General features: G+C 68.3%; 9 protein-coding genes. 6 read left to right on the forward strand and 3 right to left on the reverse strand.

Annotation, left to right across the window (positions count from 1 at the left end; all coding sequences use genetic code 11):
* Positions 1-7: 7 nt before the first annotated feature.
* From C457_RS08605 to C457_RS08625, 5 genes are all read left to right on the forward strand, one after another.
* Entirely contained in the window at positions 8-1165 is a 1158-nt protein-coding gene (locus tag C457_RS08605; protein ID WP_008093700.1) for a hypothetical protein, read from the forward strand.
* A 144-nt stretch (positions 1166-1309) separates the two neighbouring features.
* Positions 1310-2473 (forward strand): iron ABC transporter substrate-binding protein, encoded by a 1164-nt coding sequence (locus C457_RS08610; RefSeq protein WP_008093701.1) that lies wholly within the window; start codon positions 1310-1312, stop codon positions 2471-2473.
* 12 nt (positions 2474-2485) lie between these two features.
* Positions 2486-4081 carry an ABC transporter permease gene (locus tag C457_RS08615; protein WP_008093702.1) on the forward strand — a complete coding sequence of 532 codons (1596 nt, stop codon included), beginning with the start codon at positions 2486-2488 and terminating at the stop codon, positions 4079-4081.
* Entirely contained in the window at positions 4071-5243 is a 1173-nt protein-coding gene (locus C457_RS08620; RefSeq protein ID WP_008093703.1) for an ABC transporter ATP-binding protein, read from the forward strand. The genes C457_RS08615 and C457_RS08620 overlap by 11 nt, the downstream gene beginning before the upstream one ends.
* Before the next feature lie 2 nt (positions 5244-5245).
* Complete coding sequence (locus tag C457_RS08625; protein WP_008093704.1) at positions 5246-7588, forward strand: DUF7846 domain-containing protein; 2343 nt, start codon at positions 5246-5248, stop codon at positions 7586-7588.
* A 129-nt stretch (positions 7589-7717) separates the two neighbouring features.
* On the opposite strand, the gene C457_RS08630 is transcribed toward C457_RS08625, so the two are convergent.
* The 3 genes from C457_RS08630 to malA all read right to left on the reverse strand — a co-directional run bounded on the left by C457_RS08630 (position 7718) and on the right by malA (position 13922).
* The gene (locus tag C457_RS08630; RefSeq protein WP_008093705.1) at positions 7718-9016 is read right to left on the reverse strand and encodes an MFS transporter; all 1299 of its coding nucleotides are present in this window, start codon (positions 9014-9016) and stop codon (positions 7718-7720) included.
* A 281-nt stretch (positions 9017-9297) separates the two neighbouring features.
* A complete protein-coding gene (gene gghA, locus C457_RS08635; protein WP_008093707.1) occupies positions 9298-11751 on the reverse strand; it encodes a glucosylglycerol hydrolase in 2454 nt (817 codons plus the stop codon).
* Positions 11752-11888: 137 nt separating this feature from the next.
* Entirely contained in the window at positions 11889-13922 is a 2034-nt protein-coding gene (malA, locus tag C457_RS08640) for an alpha-amylase MalA (protein ID WP_275039352.1), read from the reverse strand.
* 174 nt (positions 13923-14096) lie between these two features.
* Here malA and C457_RS08645 point away from each other — a divergent pair, with 174 nt between their 5' ends.
* A complete protein-coding gene (locus C457_RS08645) occupies positions 14097-18632 on the forward strand; it encodes a glycoside hydrolase family 15 protein (RefSeq protein WP_008093710.1) in 4536 nt (1511 codons plus the stop codon).
* Positions 18633-18635: the final 3 nt, after the last annotated feature.

Genomic DNA, 18635 nt, shown 5'->3' on the forward strand with positions numbered 1-18635 from the left:
AGGAGCAATGAACGCGGACATCTGCGTGGTCGTCCCGACCATTCGGGAGTACGAGTGCATGCGGTCGTACTTCGACAACGCGCGCGAACACGGGTTCGACCTCGACCGGCTCTTCGTCCTCCTCGTCACGGAGGACTTCTGCGACGCCGAGGGAATGGAGTCGATGCTGGACGACGAGGGCGTTTCGGGCGCGGTCTTCGACGGGGCCGCCCGCGAGGAGTGGTACGACGAACACGACGTCTCGGAGTACTCGCATCTCGTCCCGGCGGCCAGCCACGCCCAGACGAGTTTCGGCCTGCTGTACATGTGGGCGCACCCCGAGTTCGACTACGGCGTCTTCATCGACGACGACACCCTCCCGCACGACGAGTGGGACTTCTTCGGCCGCCACATGGCGAACCTCGACCGCACCGACGAGGTGGAGTCGGTGTCGAGCGACGAGCGCTGGGTGAACGTCCTCTACCAGAACGCCGACGAGCACGGGCTGTACCCCCGCGGGTACCCCTACTCGGCGATGGACGAGACGGTCGAGACCGGGACGCGAGAACTCCGCGACGTGGTCGCCTCGCAGGGGCTGTGGACGAACGTCCCCGACCTCGACGCGGTCCGCATCCTGATGGACGGCGACCTCGAGGGACAGGCCCAGACCCGGACCGACTTCGACGACTTCGACGGCGACTTCGTGGCCGAGCAGGGGCAGTACCTCACCGTCTGCTCGATGAACCTCGCGTTCGAGCGCGAGGTCATCCCGGCGTTCTACCAGCTCCCGATGGACGACAACGAGTGGGAGGTCGGCCGCTTCGACGACATCTGGTCGGGCGTGTTCCTCAAGCGCGCCGCCGACGTGCTCGGCAAGGACGTGCTCACCGGCTACCCGCTCTGCGAGCACAACAAGGCCGCCCGCCCGACGTTCGACGACCTCAACAACGAGGTGCCGGGCCTCGAACTCAACGAGCACCTCTGGGAGGTCGTCGACGCGGTCGGCGACGACGCCGACAGCTACGCCGGCGTCTTCGAGGCGATGGCCGACGCCCTCGCCGACGGCGACTGGTCCGACTACCGCAACGGCGACTTCTTCAATTACGTCGGCGAGCACATGCGCGACTGGCTGGACTGCCTCGACGCCCTCGCCGCGCCGCGGGCCGCCGCGCCGGCTGACGACTGATTGACCGACGGCTGACCAACCGGCCGACTGCTGACCGGCCGCCGCGCGTCGCCGGACCGACCATCGTCTCTTTGTCCGGCGATTTGCTCGATTTTCCCGACGAATCGGCAGCTATAAATGGTTTAGGGAGACCTAAATCAATGTATGCAAGAACGCGACCGAGAGCTTCGCGGCCACAGTCGTCGCCGGTTCATCGCGACGACGGCGGCCCTCGGGGTCGGCGCGCTCGCCGGCTGTACCGGCGGCGACGAAGAGACGGAGACGACGACCGAGTCCGGTACCGGCGGGGAGGTCGAACAGATCGGTTCCGGGCGCTCCCCGTTCGGCGACCGCGACATAAGCGGCGGCGTGTCCGTTGCCGAGATGCCGGACCTGTCGGGTGAACTCACGCTCTACTCGGGCCGCGGTAAGGCGCTCGTCGGCGAACTTATCTCCTTTTTCGAGGAGTACTACGACGACTTCACCATCCGCCCGCGGTACAACTCGGCGACCGAGTTAGTCAACCAGATTCAGACCGAGGGACAGAACAGTCCCGCGGACGTGTTCTTCTCGGTCAACGCCGGGTCGCTCGGCGCGCTGAAGGACGCCGGTCGAACCCAGGACCTCCCGAGCGAGGTGCTCGACCTCGTCCGCGACGAGTTCCACGACCCCGACGGGCAGTGGACCGGAACCTCCGGTCGCGCCCGGACCGTCCCGTTCAACACCGACCAGTTCGACGAATCGGGGATTCCCGACGACATCATGGCCTTCCCGGACACGGAGGCGTTCCGCGACAACATCGGCTGGGCACCCACGTACTCCTCGTTCCAGGCGTTCATCACGGCGATGCGCGTCCTCGAAGGCGAGGAGGCCACGAGAGAGTGGCTGCAGGGGATGCAGGACCTCGGCGTCACGGAGTACAACGACGAGTTCCTCGTCTCGCAGGCCGTCGCCGACGGCGAAATCGGCGCGGGCTTCGCGAACCACTACTACATCCAGCGCATCCTCGCCGGGCGGCCGAACGCGCCGCTTTCGACCGCCTTCACCGCGGGCGACGCCGGCTCGATTTTCAACGTCGCGGGCGCGCTCGTCCTCGACACCGCCGACGACTCCGAACTGGCGAGCAACTTCGTTCGCCACCTGCTGTCGGCCGAAGCGCAGGACTACTTCGCGCGGACGACCTTCGAGTACCCCCTCGTCTCGGGCGTCGACCCCATCGGCGAGCTGCCGGGCATCGACGAACTCAGCCCGCCGGAGGGCCTCGACCTGACGCAGCTTTCGGACCTCGAAGGAACCGTGGAACTCTTGCGTGAGGTGGGCGTTCTCTGAGGTAGCTCACTCATGGCGACCGAACAGCAGACGGGGACCGGTGGGGGAGACGACGAGCAACCGCTCGGCCTGACCGTCGCCAGCGGGGCCGTCGCCGCCGCCGTCGTCGTCCCGCTGTTGTGGCTCGTCAAGACCGCGCTCGAGGTGGGGTTCGCCGAGGCGCTGGCGCTCGTCACTCGGCCGACGACCGTCGAGGTGTTCCTGAACAGCGCCGTCCTCGTCACGCTCGTCACCGCCGCGTGCATCGGTCTGGGCGTCCCGCTGGCGTACCTGACCGTCCGGACAGACCTGCCGTTCAGACGCTTTTGGACCGTCGTCGTCTCGCTGCCGCTCGTCATCCCGAGTTACATCGGCGCGTTCGCGTTCGTCTCGGCGTTCGGCCCGCGGGGCGCGTTCCAGCGGCTCTTGGCCCCGCTCGGCGTCGAGTCGCTCCCGGAAATCTACGGACTACCCGGTGCCGTTTTGGTGCTGACGCTCTACACGTATCCGTACGTGTTCATCACCACCCGGGCCGCGCTCAAGTCGATGGACACCACGCTCATCGACGCCGCGCGGACCCTGAACCACACCCGCTGGGAGTCGTTCAAGCGGGTGACGGTCCCGCAGATTCGCCCGGCGGTGGCCGCCGGCTCGCTCCTGACGGCGCTGTACGTCCTCTCGGACTTCGGCACGCCGGCCATCATGAAGTTCGACGCGTTCACCCGCGTCATCTACGTGGAGTTCGGGACGTTCGGCCGCGACACCGCGACGCTCCTGTCGCTCCAGCTCATCGCCGTGACGCTCCTCATCTTGACCCTCGAATCGCAGATTCGCGGCGACGAGCGCACGACGACCGGCGGGCGCTCCGGAAGCCCGATGCCGCTCGGAAAGTGGAAGTACCCGGCGCTCGGCTTCGCGGCGCTCGTCGCCACCGTCGCGCTCCTCGTCCCGCTCGGCATCCTCTTTACGTGGCTCGCGCAGGGGGTCGCCGCGACGAGTGGCTCGCTCGCGTTCCAGCCCGAGTACGCGCTCAACTCGGTCCTCGTCGCGGCCGCGACTGCGGGCGCGGCGACGCTCGCCGGCCTGCCGGTCGCCTACCTCGCCGCCCGGCACCCCTCGCGGCTCAGTTCCGTCTTCGAGCGCGCGACCTACGTCGGCTACGCGGTGCCGGGCGTCGTCCTCGGGCTGGCGCTCGTCTACTTCGGTAGCTCGTACGCGACGCCCATCTACCAGACGCTCTATCTCCTCGTGTTCGCGTACGTCATCCGTTTTCTCCCGCAGGCCATCGGGTCGCTCCGGGCGTCGTTCCTCCGGGTCGACCCAGCGCTCCCCGAGGCGGCGCGGACGCTCGGGGAGACCCCGTCGGGAGCGTTCCGTCACGTGACGCTTCCCCTCGTCGCGCCCGGCCTGTTCGGCGGCGCGGCGCTCGTCTTCCTGACCACGATGAAGGAACTGCCCGCGACGCTCCTGCTGCGCCCCTCGGGGTTCAGCACGCTCGTGACGCACATCTGGACGGCCTACGAGCAGGGCTACTTCGGCCAGGCCGTCGTGCCCGCGTTCATCCTGCTTTTCGTCTCCGGGCTCTCGATGCTCGTCATCATTACCCAAGAGGGATACGATGTCAAATAGCACACTCACGACCACCGACCGCTCGAACCGCACAGAATCCACCGGCTCCGAGGCCGAGGACGCGGACGCCGGCGGCGTCCTCGAACTCGACGGCGTCTCGAAGTCCTACGGGACCGAGTCGGTTATCACCGACCTCTCGCTCGGCGTCGAGGAGGGCGAAATCCTCACGCTTCTCGGCCCCTCGGGGTGCGGCAAGACGACGACGCTCCGGCTCATCGCCGGGCTCGACCGCCCCGACGGCGGCGAGGTCCGACTGAACGGAAACGTCGTCTCCGGCGGCGGCACCTTCCGCGCGCCCGAAGAGCGCGGCGTCGGCGTCGTCTTCCAGGAGTTCGCGCTGTTCCCGCACCTCACCGCGGCCGAGAACATCGCCTTCGGCCTGAAGGACCTCGACGAGGCCGAGCGCGACGAGCGCGTCCGCGACCTCCTCGACCTCGTGGGACTGGAAACCCAAGGCGACAGCTACCCCGACGAGCTCTCCGGCGGCCAGCAACAGCGGGTCGCCCTCGCCCGATCGCTCGCGCCGGAGCCCGCCATCCTGCTCCTCGACGAGCCCTTCTCGAACCTCGACGTGGACCTCCGCGTCCAGATGCGCGAGGAGGTCCGTCGCATCCTCAAGGAAGCCGGCGTGACGGCCGTCTCCGTCACCCACGACCAGGAGGAGGCGATGTCCATCTCCGACCGCGTGGCCGTGATGAACGACGGCGACCTCGAACAGGTGGGCGAGCCCGAACAGGTGTTCCAGCACCCCGAATCGCGTTTCGTCGCCGGCTTCCTCGGCTACGCGGGATTCCTGCCGGGACGCATCGCCGGCGGCGTCGTCGAAACCGAACTCGGGTCGGTCGCGCGCGACCAGATACACGGCCTCGCGCCCGAGTACGACGACACCGACATCGACATCCTCGTCCGCCCGGACGACGTGTCGGCCCACCCCTGCGGCGACGGCGGCGAGGGCCACGGCAAAGTCGTCGGGAAGCGCTACCTCGGGCCGACCATCCTCTACGAGGTCGAACTCCACGGCGGCGACACCCTCCTGTGTATGCACAACCACGACGAGACCGTCCCGACCGACGGCTGCGTCGAGGTGACGCTCGACGCCGGCCACGAGCTCGCGTGGTTCCCGCGCGAACAGCGCCCCGAAACCGGCCCCTACTCGGACTGAGGATGGGTCGACGAGACTCGAACACGGGCGATTCCCTCCCGCTGGTCGGGCGCATGCGAGCCGCGGTCCGCGGGCTCGCGTTCGACGTCGACTTCACCATCGACATCGACCGGACGCGAACGCGTCGACGACTCGCAGCGCTCTGCGTCTCGCTTCTCGTCGGACTCGTCGTGACGTGGTTCGCGGTCGACCTCTTTCCGTACCACACCGTCAACGACGACGAGGGCGTCTATCTCACGCAGGCTGCGATGCTCCTCGAAGGCAAGCTGTTCCTCTATCCCGGCCCGCTGACGGAGGCCGTCAGACCGTGGTTCTTCGTGGTGCAGGAGACGCCGAGCGCCCCCGGCGGCGTCCAGCTCTACTCGAAGTACTCGCCGGCCGTTCCGGCGCTGTTCGCGGTCGGTCTCGCGGTCGGGCTTCCGAACCTCGTGTTGGGAGCCATCGCCGCGATGTCCGCCGCTTTGGTCTACGCGCTCGCCGCCGACGCGTTCGACCGGACGACCGGAGTCGTCGCGGCGGGGCTGCTCGGGCTCTCGCCGCTGTTTCTGCTCACTTCGTCGACGTTCCTCGCGTACGCGCCGACGACGATGCTCAACCTCGGCTTCGCCGTCTGCTACGTCCGGGCCGCTCGTCGCGACTCCTCGGGCTACGCCGTCGTCGCCGGTGCGCTCGTCGGCGCGGCGTTCTTCGCCCGCCCCTACACCGCCGTGCTGTTCGCCCTGCCGTTCATCGCCCACTCGCTGTGGGCGCTCGCGACAGCCCGCCGCGCGGGGACTGCCTGGGTCGTCTTCCGCCGGTACGCCGCCATCGCGCTCCCCGGACTCGCGTTCGTCGGCCTGACGCTCGCCTACAACGCCGTCGTGACGGGCGACCCGCTCACGTTCCCCTACATCGCCTTCGCCCCGCGGGACGGCATCGGCTTCGGCGAGCGGGCCATCCTCGGCTACGAGGTCTTCTACACGCCCGAACGAGGGGTTGAGACCGCAATCGAAGCGCTCGACCTGCTCGTGACGCGCTGGGGACCGATGGGCTGGCTTGGCTCCGTCGCCGCGATGTTCGGCCTCGGCGTCACGACCCACCGCTGGTGGGGTCACAAGACCGGCCGGAACCTCCGCGGGAGCGCGAGACGACGACACCACGGCCTCGGCGGCCGCGACCGCGCCTTCACCGAACTCTCAGACGACGCCCTCGCCTGCGTCGTCGCGGGCGTGTTCGCCTCGGTGTTCGTCGGCAACGCCGCCTTCTGGGGGACGCACAACGGCCTTCGAAACGGTCTCATCGACCTCCTCGGGCCGTTCTATCACTTCGACGCGCTCGTCCCGCTCGCGGTGTTCGGCGCGGCCGGAATCGTCGCCGGCGCTCGCCTCCTCCGCCGGCTGGCCCACCGCCGCTTTTCGGCCTCGGAGGCCCGGGGCGTCGTCTTCTCGGTGCTCCTCGTCTCGGCGCTCGTCGCCGGCGGCGTGACGGTCGGGGCGGTCGAGGAGCCCTACGACGAGAACCGACTCCGAACCGAGAACCTTGCGGCGACCTACGAACCGCTCCTCGACGCCGGCTTCGAACACCCGCCGCTGACGCCGTCGGTTCCAAGCGTCGGTACCGGCGGTCTCGGGAGCGGTGGCGGCATCGGACTCGGTGGTGACTCGGCCGCGACGGGCAACGAGACGAAGGCGCTCGTCTTCCACCCCGACCCCTACGGCGACTGGTCGGCTCATCCCTTCCAGACACTCCGCAACGACCCCGGCTTCGACGGCCCGGTGGTGTACGCCATCGACGACGGGGCCGAACAGGACTTCGCGGTCCTCGACGCGACGAATCGGACCCCGTACCGGTTCACCTATCGAGGGACGTGGACCGGAGCGGTGGACGCCGTCGAGCCGGAACTGACCCGACTCGACGTGCTGTCGGGCGAGCGGGTCGACGCGACGACGACGCTCGGCGCGCCCGAGGGGACGAACACGGTGTCGATTCGCGTCGAGACCGACGAGGGCTACGCCCGCTACGACGCGGCGATGGCCGAGAGCCTGACCGTCGAGTGGTCGTTCTCGCCCGACGGCGTGGCCGTGACGAACCGCCCGCTCGCCGCCGGCCCCCAGCAGCTGTCGATTCCGCCGGGCGCGAGCGAGGTCGACCTCGCGGTGACCTACGTCGGCGACTTCGGCGAGACGGTCACGTACCGACAGACCGTGACGGTCGAGCGCTCCGGCGACGAGGTTCGCGTCGTCTGGCCGCCGGAGACCCGCGTCTGCCGGCTGACCACCGACTGTGGGACCGAAGGCGAGTGGGTCGGTCCCGACGGCGACTACCTCGACGGCGTCTCGGTCGAGACTGACGCGCGCGTCGCCTGAGCGAGAGCCGGGGGCTCTCGGGCGCTTGGCGTCGGGTGAAAAATGAAACCGTGATTCGGTTCGAGTTCGTTCGGTTCGTCCGCGGTCGGTGCCGCGGACAGACGTGTCGCGGTCGTCGCAGTCGGCGACTCAATCGTCCGCCGGGCCGGTCGCGCCCGACGAGCCGAGGAAGCCGTCGATAGTCGCGCGCTTCGCGATGTGCGGGCGGTAGACCCACGCGTTCAGGAGGACGATGGGAACCATCGTCGCCGCGACGAGCGCGTAGCCGACGTGCAGGTTCGGCAGGAGCACCGACGAGTAGACGAGCGGGTAAGCGATGCCGCCGATGGTACCGACACCGCCGACGACGCCCGCGACGGCCCCGGAGCTGTTGGGGAACATCGCCGGAACCTGTGCGAAGATGGCACCTTCCGCGAACGCGCAGGCCATGCCGACCATGAAGCCGGCGGCCACCGCGATGAGGACGGCTCCGGAGAGACCGGCGAGCGTCATGGCGAGCATGGAGACGATGATGAACGAGAGCGACACGAACGTCCACTGCTCGCGGTAGCGGCCCTTGAACACGGGCAGGATGTCCATCTCCCTGCGCGCCAGCACGTCGCTGACGTAGCCGCCGATGGGACGGAGCAGGCCGGCCGCGATGGAGAACGTGGCCGCGAACGTGCTCGCGAGCACGAGGTTGTTCGTGTTGAACGCCTCGCGGTAGTAGGTGGCGAGCCAGCCGTTCATCGAGAGTTCGAGGCCGAAGCTCATGACGTAAGCGAGCGCGAGCGCGACGGTCCCGTACCGGGTGGCCGTGTGGACCCACTGCTTGAGCGTCGCGTTGTCGGCGGTCGCCTGCCGACGCTCGTCGGTCGCCGCGGCCTCGCCGAGGACGTAGTAGGCGACCGCGAGCAGAATCGAGACGATACCGGTGTAGAAGAACGCCGCCCGCCAGTTGCTCTGGAAGAGCGGCCCGCTCCAGTCCGCGCCGAACACGCGGGGCAGGATGAGCGCACCGCCGGCGGCACCGGCGTTCCCGACGCCGGCGTAGATTCCCTCGGCCATGCCGAGGTTCTCCTCTTCGAACCACTCGGAGACGTGCTGGATGCCGATGACGAACGTGATGCCCGCCGTGGCGACGATGAGGCGTTCGATGAAGAACACGGTGTAGCTCTCGGCGAAGGCGCTCGCCATCGAGAACACCCCGACGTAGCCGAGGACGATAGCGAACACCACCGGCGCGCCGAACTTATCGGAGAGCCAGCCGGTGAGGATGCGGCCGAAGGGCGCGAGCCAGATTGCCGCGCTCGCCAAGATACCGATTTCCGCGAGCGAGAGCCCGAACTCCTCCGCCATCGGCCCCGTGAAGGGCGCGAACGAGAACCAGATGAGGAAGGAGAAGTTGAACCCGATAGTGGCGAGAAGCAGCGTCCGCCACTTGGTCATCTTTACGAGACCCATACGCCCACCCCCGACACAGTAGCACAATCGTGTATTATTCTACCTTTTTCTTGCATTGATTTGGACATCATGTAGCGGATAGCACAGAGTTCTAATTGAAAAACTCTGCCCACAATGTCCCATAAACACTTATCGAATGTTTAGAGAACTGGACCAGATAGAAACAATATTACCAATATTATTCGATAATATACCGAGTTGTACTGTGGACATACGTCCAAAAACACTCTGAGAATATGAATCTGGTGGTGAGTTCTCGTCGGTCGTTACGGGTCGCGACGCCAGACGACGGCCGCCCCGTTGGCGAGTGCGACCGCGAGCGGGTCGGACGGGGCGGTCGAGTCGTCGGGTTCCTCGACGCCGGGAGCGACTAACGCCGGCTCCCAGCCGTCGGTCGGAATCGCGGGCGCGTTCTCGTCTTCGGCGGCGTCGTCGGCGAGCCTCGCTGGCGACACCTCGACGGGGACGCCCTCCATATTGGCGGCGAAGAGCAACTGCTCTCTATCACCCTCGTCCGGGGCGGTCCGGAAGCCGTAGTAGAGGACCGTCCCGTCGGTCGGGTGGCGGTAGGCGAAGTAGTCGTCGTCGTCGAGGTCGGCGATGAGCCACGGGCGGTCGTGGCGGAACTCGCGGGTTTCGAGGCGGAAGGCGGTCCGCTCGTCGTCCTGTTCGTCGCGCCAGTGGTCGAGGTTCGCGAAGTCGTGCACGTCGCGCATCCACGCGTCGCCGTATGCTTCGAGGTCCGCGGCCGAGAGGTCGTCGCCGAGCGGTTGGTCCATCGCCGAGAGCATAGCCGCCATCACGTCGAGGTCGTAGTCGGTCGCGCCGACCGCCGAGGAGAGGGCGTTCATGAAGGTCAACAGTTCCTCGCGGGAATCGAAGCCGAGGCCCTTCACGCGCCGGAAGAAGCGGTCGTCCTCGAAGTCCTCGTCGCGCACCTGCCAGTAGCAGAACTTCGACTCGTCGGAGACGACCTTGACGTTCCACGTCGGGTCGGTGTCGCGGACGAACCCCCACGGCGCGCGCATGTTCGCGTGGACGAAGTCCATCGGGACGCCCGGCAGGAAGCAGTGAAATAGCATCGACGACGCGGCGTTGTCGTACGCCTCGTCCAGCGTCTCCGGGTAATCGTCGCCGAGGTAGGGGTTGACCGGCGACTGGTTGAACTCGACCGTCGGGTCGATTTGGGTCCCGCGGCGGACGGTGTCGTGGTTGGCGACGCCCGTCAGCCAGTTGCCGCCGAACTCGCCGACCTCGCGGACGCGCCACCACTTCGTCGCCCAGAAGGTGAGGAGCGCGGGGGTGTTGTGCGCGAAGGTGATGGGCGACCACTGGAACGAGTGGGGATGTTGCTCGATGAGCGCGCGGTACGAGGAGGCGAGTTCCCAGTCCTCCCGCGGCCACGGCCGCCCGTCCTCGTAAATCATCCACGGCCGGTACTCCGTGCCGGCGACCTCCTGGGTCACGCGGTCCATCTCCGCGAGGAAGTCGTCGTCGTGGTACATTTCGCCCGTCTCAGGGTCGTGGGAGGTGAAGTCCTGCGCGCCGTCGACGCGGATGCCGTCGGCACCGAAGTCCATCTTGCGCCGCTGAATCTCCAAGAAGACGGCGCGCGCGGTCGGTTCCGTGTAGTCGAGGTGCTTGCCGTACATCCCCGGACCGAGGACGTACCGGTCCGAGAGGAGTTCCGCGCCGCGGTTGTCGGCGTGCCCGAGCGCGATGTCGAAGACGACCTTTATCGGTCGCGGGAGGTCGTGGCACGCGGCGATGAAGTCAACCAGTTCGTCCGGACGGCCGGTCTCGAGGACCGCCGGGTTCGGCGCGGAAAAGGCGCTGACGACGATGTCGTAGCCCCAGTTTATCAGTTCGGGGCGGGCGACGGCGACCGTCGCCTCGGCGGCCGAGTCGTCGGCGACGCTCCAGAAGTCGTGTTCCTCCTCGTTCTCGGTCAGCGGCTCGACGGGCATCAGCTGAATCCCGTCGTAGCCGGCGAAGGCGCGCTCCCACGGGACGAGGTCGTCGCCGGCGCGCTGTTTCGCGGCGATTCCCTCGTACACCTCGGCGAGGCCGGCGAGCGACCCGCGCGCCGTGGCGGTTCCGGGGTGAATTTCGAGCATGCTCGTCGCGGGGTCGATGCGCGGGAGGCCGCTGTCCTCGGTCGTGGCGACCCGCTCGTCGTCGGTCCCGAGCGCCTCGAAGTAGTCGCGGTCGGCGCGGGTCTCGTCCAGCTTGTCGAGGTCGTACACCTCGGCGGGCGCGAACGCCCCGAACGGGACCGAGTACGCGACGGGGTCCTGAACCGTTCGCTCCTCGCCGTCGTCGCCCTCGTAGACGAGTCGGTAGAGCGCGCCGAGGGTGTCGCGAGTGCCGGCGCGAACGCCCTCGACGGCCGCCCAGTGGTACTCGCCGACCCGGCGCATCGGGACGCGGTGGCGGTCGAACGCCACGCGCCGATGGTCGGTCTCGCCGGGGTCGAGGTCGGCCGGCGGCGTCAGGAGTTCCAGTTCGACCGCGGCCTCGGAGACGCCGGCCTCGACGAGGTCCGGCGTCCAGAAACCGAACTCGACGACACCGTCGTGAACGTGCGCGCCGAGTTTCGTCGTCAGCGCCTTGGCGGCCGAGAAGTCGTCGTCGTTGCTCTCGACGACCGCCTCGTGCCACGAGGCGAGGACGTCGGTTCGGTCGGCGTGCAGGGTCGGGGTGGGGGAGTTCGTGCTCATGGTGAATCGGGCTGGTCGGGCCGAACGGAGGCAGAGGTGGAGTTGAAGCGGGAGCGGCGACCGAACGATGGGCGGGAACCGGGACGCGAGATGGGAAATCCGGGATTCGAGACGGTCGAAAAACGGGGCGAGAGACGTTACGCGAGCGGGCAGACGACCACGTCATCGACGCGGATACCGCCCTCGGCGGCGACGGAGTCACCGGAGATGACGTCGGTCGCGTCGACCGCGAGGTCGCCGACGTCGACCGTGGTCGAACCGGGTGCGAAGTTGAGCGCACAGAGGTACGAGCCGTCGTCGTGGTCGCGGACGAACGCGACCGCGCGGTCGGAGTCGGCCTCGTAGTCGATGCGGCGGAACGTCCCGTCGTACCGGAGCGCGGGCGTCTCGTCGCGGAGTTCGATGAGTCGCTCGTAGTGCTCGCGGATGTCGTCGCGGGCGTGGTCCCACGCGAGGGCGTCCCGACGGCCGCGCTGGCCGATTTCCTGTCCGCCGTAGACCATCGGCACGCCGGGGAGCGTAAAGAGCGCGCCCGCGGCGGCCAGCGCCTCGTCCTCGCCGCACTCGACGATGTAGCGCGTCTCGTCGTGGTTTTCGAGGTAGAGCATGAACGCCGCGTGGTCGGGGAAGCCGACCTGCGTGCGCTGTTCGATGGCATCGAGAATCCGTTCGGCGGGCTCGTCGCCGCGGCCGACCTGCCGGAGCGTGAAGTACAGCGTCGTGTCGAAGTGCATGTCGAACATGCCCTCGTGGAAGTCGGCGATGTACGGGATGGTCTCGTCCAGAAGCAGGAACTCGGGGTCTTTCGCCTTCACGCGGTCGCGAATCTCCTGCCAGAACGTGTCGGGGACGGCCCACGCCATGTCGCAGCGAAAGCCGTCGACCACCTCGGCCCACATGTCCACCGCGTCGAGCAGGTAGCGCCGGACTTCGAGGTTCCGGTGGTCGAAGTTGGCGATGTACTCCCAGTCGAAGTAGGTGCCCGGCTCGCCGCTCTCCTGCCACTCGTACCAGTCGTAGTACTCCGAGTCGGGGTTCTTGTAGGCGTCTTCGAAGAACGGGTGGGCGCGGGCGGAGTGGTTGAGCACGAGGTCGAAAAGCACCTTCATGCCGCGGTCGTGAGCGGCCTCGACGAACTGTTCGTAGTCCTCGCGGGTGCCGAGGTCCTCCGCAATGTCGTAGAAGTCAACGATGTTGTAGCCGTGGGGCGCGTGGTCGTTCTGGAGGACGGGCGTGAGCCACAGGCAGTCGACGCCGAGCGATTCGAGGTAGTCGAGTCTGGTTTCGAGCGCCTCGAAGGTGTTGTCGACGCCCTCGACATCGGAGGCGTAGCCGCGGACGTAAATTTCGTAGAGCGTCACCTCCTGTGCCCACTGCGGCGGGTCGTTGGGGCGGGAGACGGACGCGCTTCCCGCGCCGGAGCCGTCTGCGTGGCCGGTTACGTCGGTCTGGACCGCTTCTGTCTCCGTCTCGGCGAATCCGCCGTCGGCGACGGCCTCGCGCTCGACGGTGACGGTGTCGGGCACGCTGTACGTCTCGTCGAGGGCGACCGCGTGGACGCGGAGTCGGTCGCCGACCGCCGAAAGCGGGACCCGGAGTTCCCAGCCGTCGGTCTCGACGGCCGCGTCGTCGATCTCGTCGCGGTCGTCGACGACGAACTCGACCACGAGGTCGTCGCGGCCGGTGTCGCTGTCGGGGTTCGGTTGCGGGTCCGCGCGGACGACGACGACGCCGTCTTCGACGGTCGCGTCGAGCCTGATGCGCGGCCGACCTCCCCGTCCCCGCTGGGCGTCGCCGGCACCGCTTCCGGAGCCGGACGCGCCGCCGCTGAACCCAGTCGGGCGTGCGGAGCCGCTCTGTCCGCTGTAGCCGCTCATCCCGCTCATCCCGCTCGCGCCGCTCCTGACGGAGCCGGCGGGCAGGTAGGAACCGGGGAAGACCCGGACGGTGAGCGTGTGCGTCGCGTCGGGCGCGTCGAGTTCGACGACGTAGCGGCCGGCCGCGTCGGGCGTGAACTGTACGACTGCGGTGTCTTCGTCGAGTTCGAGACTGCTGGCGACCGGCGCGCTCCGAACCCGCCACGAGTAGTCGGCGTCGGGGTCGGGGTCGCGAGGTGCGAGTTGTACTGACTCGCCGACAGCCATGAACTGCGGCGGTCCTGGGTGTTGCATACTCACAATCAACGTGCCGGGTGACTTTGAGTTTACCCCTGATGGACCCGAGGTTCCGGTTGGAGACGGGTTCTACCGAGTCGCCTCGGCGTCCCCCGAATTCGTCGGTTTGCAGGCATAAATGATGGAAGATGGGCGGCCAATACTTATGGTTCGAGACCCTCGTCTACCTCTATGCGACTTCGGACCGCCTTAAACGAATACAAACGCGACCGGGGCGGACGCTTCCCAGAGGAGTGTCGGACCTCGGACGGGGCGTTCTCCGGTCACGGGGACCGGCTCGTCTACGTCGGCCTCGATGGGTCTCTCCGGGATTACTCTGCTTCGCTTTCGGGCCTCTACGGTATCGACCGCTCTCGGTTCGGCATCGAGGCGGACGGCGAGACACACTGGTTCGACGAGTTGGAGTCCGTGCGGCAGCACTACTACCGGGAGACGAGCCTCGTCGAGACCGAGTACGACGCCGGGGAGTACACCGTCCACCAGTACGACCTGACGCTCGGTCGCGCCCACGTGACTCACGTCGAGCTTCGCGGCGCGATTCCCACCGACGCCCACCTGACCGCCTTTCTCACCTTCGCCCCCGAAGGTCGAGAGACGCGGGTCGGCCGTCTCATCCACGAGGCCGGCGGCCCGAACGACACCCAAGCGGTCGAGGTGTTCCACCGAAACGAACACGACTACGTCACCGCGTCGACCGGCCTCACCGACGTTCGCGGCCAGATACCCGAGCGGTTCGACGAGATTCTCTCCGACGACAGTTTCGACTTCCCGCGAGAGGCCGTCCTCGACCGCTACGAGGACACGCACCTCTCGGGTGACGTCGTCGTCAGCGCCCCGCTCGAACAGGAGGGCCGCGCCGCTCGGACGACCCTCGTCACCCAGCTTTCGGACCACAACGAGATGGCTCGGACCGACGCCCTCGCCGACCTCAGATACTGTTCGGTCCAGCACGCGACCGCCGACGCGCTCCGAGAAGCCGCCCGCGAGCAGGCCGAGGTGTTCGTCCCCGACGGGACGCCGCGCGAGCGAATCGTCCGCGCCGACCTCCGGGCGCTGTCGCTTCTGACCGCGCCCAGCGGCGCGCGCATCGCCGGGCCGGAGTTCGACCCGTTCTACGCCCACTCCGGCGGCTACGGCTACACGTGGTTCCGCGACGACGCCGAGGTCACGCAGGCGCTCGCGCACGCCGACGACGCCTTCAGTCTCGGCCTCGGCGACCGCCTCGGAACGAGCGCCGAGTTCTACTGCAAGACGCAGCTCGAAGACGGCACCTGGCCTCACCGCGTCTGGGCCGTCGACGGGACCGTCGCCCCCGGCTGGGCCCACGGCCGCGTCGAAGGCTCCGGTGACGAGGAGTACCAGGCCGACCAGACCGCGAGCGTCGTCGCCGCGCTCGCGTCGCTCCTCGCCGACCGCCGCGACGAACTCGACGACGAACTCGTCGGGCGCATCCGTTCGACCGTCGCGGCTGGCGTCTCGGGGCTCGACAGCAGTCTCGAATCCGACGGACTCCCGAAACCCTGTCAGAACGCGTGGGAGAACATGAGCGGCCGGTTCACGCACACGGCCGCGACGTTCCTCCAAGCGTACGCCACGGTCGCCACCGCGCCCGTGAACGACGACCTCCGCGAGCACGCCGCCGAGCAGGCGACCGCGGTGTACGAGGGACTCGACGAACTGTGGTCCGAAGAGCGCGAAGTCTACGCCCTCCGCATCGATCGGAACGGCGAACTCGACGACCGCCTCGATTCGGCCACGTTCGCCCTCGTCGACGCCATCGACGCCTACGCGGACATCGAGGAGGTCGAATCGAAGACCGCGAACCGGCTCGTCAAACACATGGCTGCGACGCTCAAGGGCCTCTACCGCAACCCCCGCGGCGACGTCGCCGGGCTGGTCCGGTTCGAGGACGACTACTGGCGCGCCGACGGACAGGACGGCGAGAAGGTCTGGTCCGTCTCGACCGCGTGGGGCGCGAACGCCGCCGCGAAGTTCGGCGTCCTCTGTGACCGCATCGGCAAGGACGGCCGCCGGTTCGTCGAGCGCGCGACGAATCTCTACGAACTGCTCCAACCCGACGGCCCCCTCACGACCGAGGCGGGCTACCTCGCCGAACAGGTGTTCGACGACGGGAGCTTCGACAGCGCGACGCCGCTCGGATGGCCCCACGCCATCCGAATGGAGACGACGGCCATCCTCGCCGACATCGACGCGCTCCCAGCGCCGAAGCCCGCGCCGACCGGTCCGGAGAACCGACCGCGGTGGACGACCGGCGAGAAGTACGGCATCGGCACCGTCGCCGACCACTACGCCGAAGACCCCTCGCGCGTCTGGTTCACCCTGACCGAGGGCGCGCTGACCGAGGTCCGCTTCCCGCGGGTCGACCTGATGAACCTCCGAACGCTCGACTTCCTCGTCGTCGACGCCGACCCCGACGACGAGTACACGGCGCGCACTCACAACGAGACCCGGCGGGACGACCACGCGGACACGGTCAAACGCCGGGCCGAAATCGTCGACGACGACGCGCTCGTCTTCCGCCACGTCGTCACCGAGACGGGCGACGGTCGCGGCCACGAGTGGGAGCTCACCGTCGAGTACGTCATCGACCCCGAACACGACGCGATGCTCGCGGACGTGCAGTTCGAGTCAATCGACGGCGACGACTACGAGCTGTACACCATCGCCGACACGGCGCTGGCGAACACCGGGACGAAAGACCGCGGCATCCGCCTCGGCCAACTCGGGAGCTATCACCTCGTCGCCCGCGACGCGGGCGCGTTCGACGCCGGCGACGGCCACGAACCGCTTCTCATCGACCAAGACGGCAGGGAGTACAGCGTCGCCATCGCACTCACCGCCGCCGGCCGGTTCGAGTGGGCCACCGTCGGCGTCGCCGGCTCGCGGTACCTCGCGGACTTCTTCTCGAAGGGCGAACTCCCGAGCGCCCAAGAGCGCGTCGACGACGAGAACGTCGTGCTCGTCGGGCGCATCGGCACGGGCGACGAACTCGGCGAGACGCTGGCGCTCGGCTTCGCCGAACACGCCGACACCGCCGCCGCGCTGGGCGAGGCGGCCGGCGCGCTCACCCGCGGCTACGAGACGGCCCGGGCGGCCTACACCGACTCGTGGGCCGAGTTCCTCGCCGACAAGGAGCTCCCCGGCTCGGTCGACGACGACGGCGAACTCGCCGCGCAGTACAAGACCTCGCTCATGAGCCTGCGGGCGGTCGAGGACAAGACCTACCTCGGCGCGGGGCTCGCCTCGCCGTCGGTGCCGTGGGGCGAGGCCGTCCCCGCCGAGGAGGCGAAGGGCTACGGCTACAACTTCGTCTGGTCGCGCGACCTCTATCAGGTCTTCACCGTCTTCGAGGCCGTCGGCGACGTCGAGACGGCCATCGACGCGCTGGAGTACATCTACACCTACCAGCAGGACGACCGCGGCTTCATCCCGCAGAACACCTACCTCAACGGGCGGACCCGCTGGGGCGGCGAGCAGATGGACAACATCTCGTTCCCGCAGGTGATGGCGTACATGCTCAAAGAACGCGGCGTCGCCTTCGACGACGTGGCCTACGACTACGAGAACGTCAAGTACTCCGCCGACTACGTCGCGCGGAACGGGCCGCCGACCGCACAGGAGCGCTGGGAGGAGGAAGCCGGTTACTCGCCGTCGTCCATCGCGGCCGAAATCGCCGGCCTCGGCTGTGCGGCGTCAATCGCGCTGGACGAGGGCCACACCGAGGACGCGCTCGTCTGGCTGGCGCTGGCCGACGACTGGACAGAGCGCGTCGACGACTGGACCGCGACGCGGACCGGCACCGACCGCAACACGCACACGCCGTACTACGTCCGCGTCACTCGCGACGGCGAACCCGACGCCGGGCACCTGCGGACGCTCGCGAACAACGGGCCGACGCTCGACGAGCGCGAGATCATCGACGCCGGGTTCCTCGAACTCACCCGCCTCGGCATCAAGCCCGCCGACGACGAGATAATCCGGAACTCCGTGAAGGAAGTCGACGAGACCATCCGCGTCGACACGCCCCACGGGCCGGCGTTCTACCGGTACAATGGCGACGGCTACGGCGAGCGCGAGCGCGACGAAGAGGGCGCACCGTGGTCCGTCGACGCCAAAGGGAAAGGTCGGCTCTGGCCCATCTTCACCGGCGAGCGCGGCGAGTACGAACTGCTCGCCGGGACCGAGGAGGGCGACCTCGCGCCGGACAACCTGCTGCGGACGATGGCCGCCTTCGCCAACTCCGGCCGCATGCTCGCAGAGCAGGTCTGGGACCGCGAACACGCGACCGACTACAACTGGGAGTTCGGCGAGGGAACCGGCAGCGCGACGCCGCTGGCGTGGTCGATGGCCCAGTTCATCCGCCTCGCCCACGGCGTCGAGGCCGGCGAACCCGTCGAGACGCCCGCGTTCCTCCGCGAGCGATACGCCGAGTCCGACCGCCCGAACGGGCCGTCGCTCCGCGTGAGCACGCGCTTCAAAGGCGACAAACTCGTCGTCTCGGGGCAGACCGACGCCGCCGTCGTCGCGGTCAAGACGCCCGGCGAGACCCGATTCGTCGAACCCGACGACGGGACGTTCGAGGTCGAAGTCGCCATCGAGTACGGCGAGAACCAGGTGACGGTCGCCGCGGCGACCCACGAGGACCTGACGAAAGCCGGCACGACCGTCTCGCGCTTCACCCTCTGAGGC

The sequence above is a fragment of the Haloferax prahovense DSM 18310 genome (assembly GCF_000336815.1).
Taxonomy (GTDB): Archaea; Halobacteriota; Halobacteria; order Halobacteriales; family Haloferacaceae; genus Haloferax; species Haloferax prahovense.

Coding starts and splice junctions, on each gene's coding strand:
- C457_RS08605 (WP_008093700.1), top strand. CDS start 8: ATGAACGCGGACATCTGCGTGGTCGTCCCGACCATTCGGGAGTACGAG.
- C457_RS08610 (WP_008093701.1), top strand. CDS start 1,310: ATGCAAGAACGCGACCGAGAGCTTCGCGGCCACAGTCGTCGCCGGTTC.
- C457_RS08615 (WP_008093702.1), top strand. CDS start 2,486: ATGGCGACCGAACAGCAGACGGGGACCGGTGGGGGAGACGACGAGCAA.
- C457_RS08620 (WP_008093703.1), top strand. CDS start 4,071: ATGTCAAATAGCACACTCACGACCACCGACCGCTCGAACCGCACAGAA.
- C457_RS08625 (WP_008093704.1), top strand. CDS start 5,246: ATGGGTCGACGAGACTCGAACACGGGCGATTCCCTCCCGCTGGTCGGG.
- C457_RS08630 (WP_008093705.1), bottom strand. CDS start 9,016: ATGACCAAGTGGCGGACGCTGCTTCTCGCCACTATCGGGTTCAACTTC.
- gghA (WP_008093707.1), bottom strand. CDS start 11,751: ATGAGCACGAACTCCCCCACCCCGACCCTGCACGCCGACCGAACCGAC.
- malA (WP_275039352.1), bottom strand. CDS start 13,922: ATGCAACACCCAGGACCGCCGCAGTTCATGGCTGTCGGCGAGTCAGTA.
- C457_RS08645 (WP_008093710.1), top strand. CDS start 14,097: ATGCGACTTCGGACCGCCTTAAACGAATACAAACGCGACCGGGGCGGA.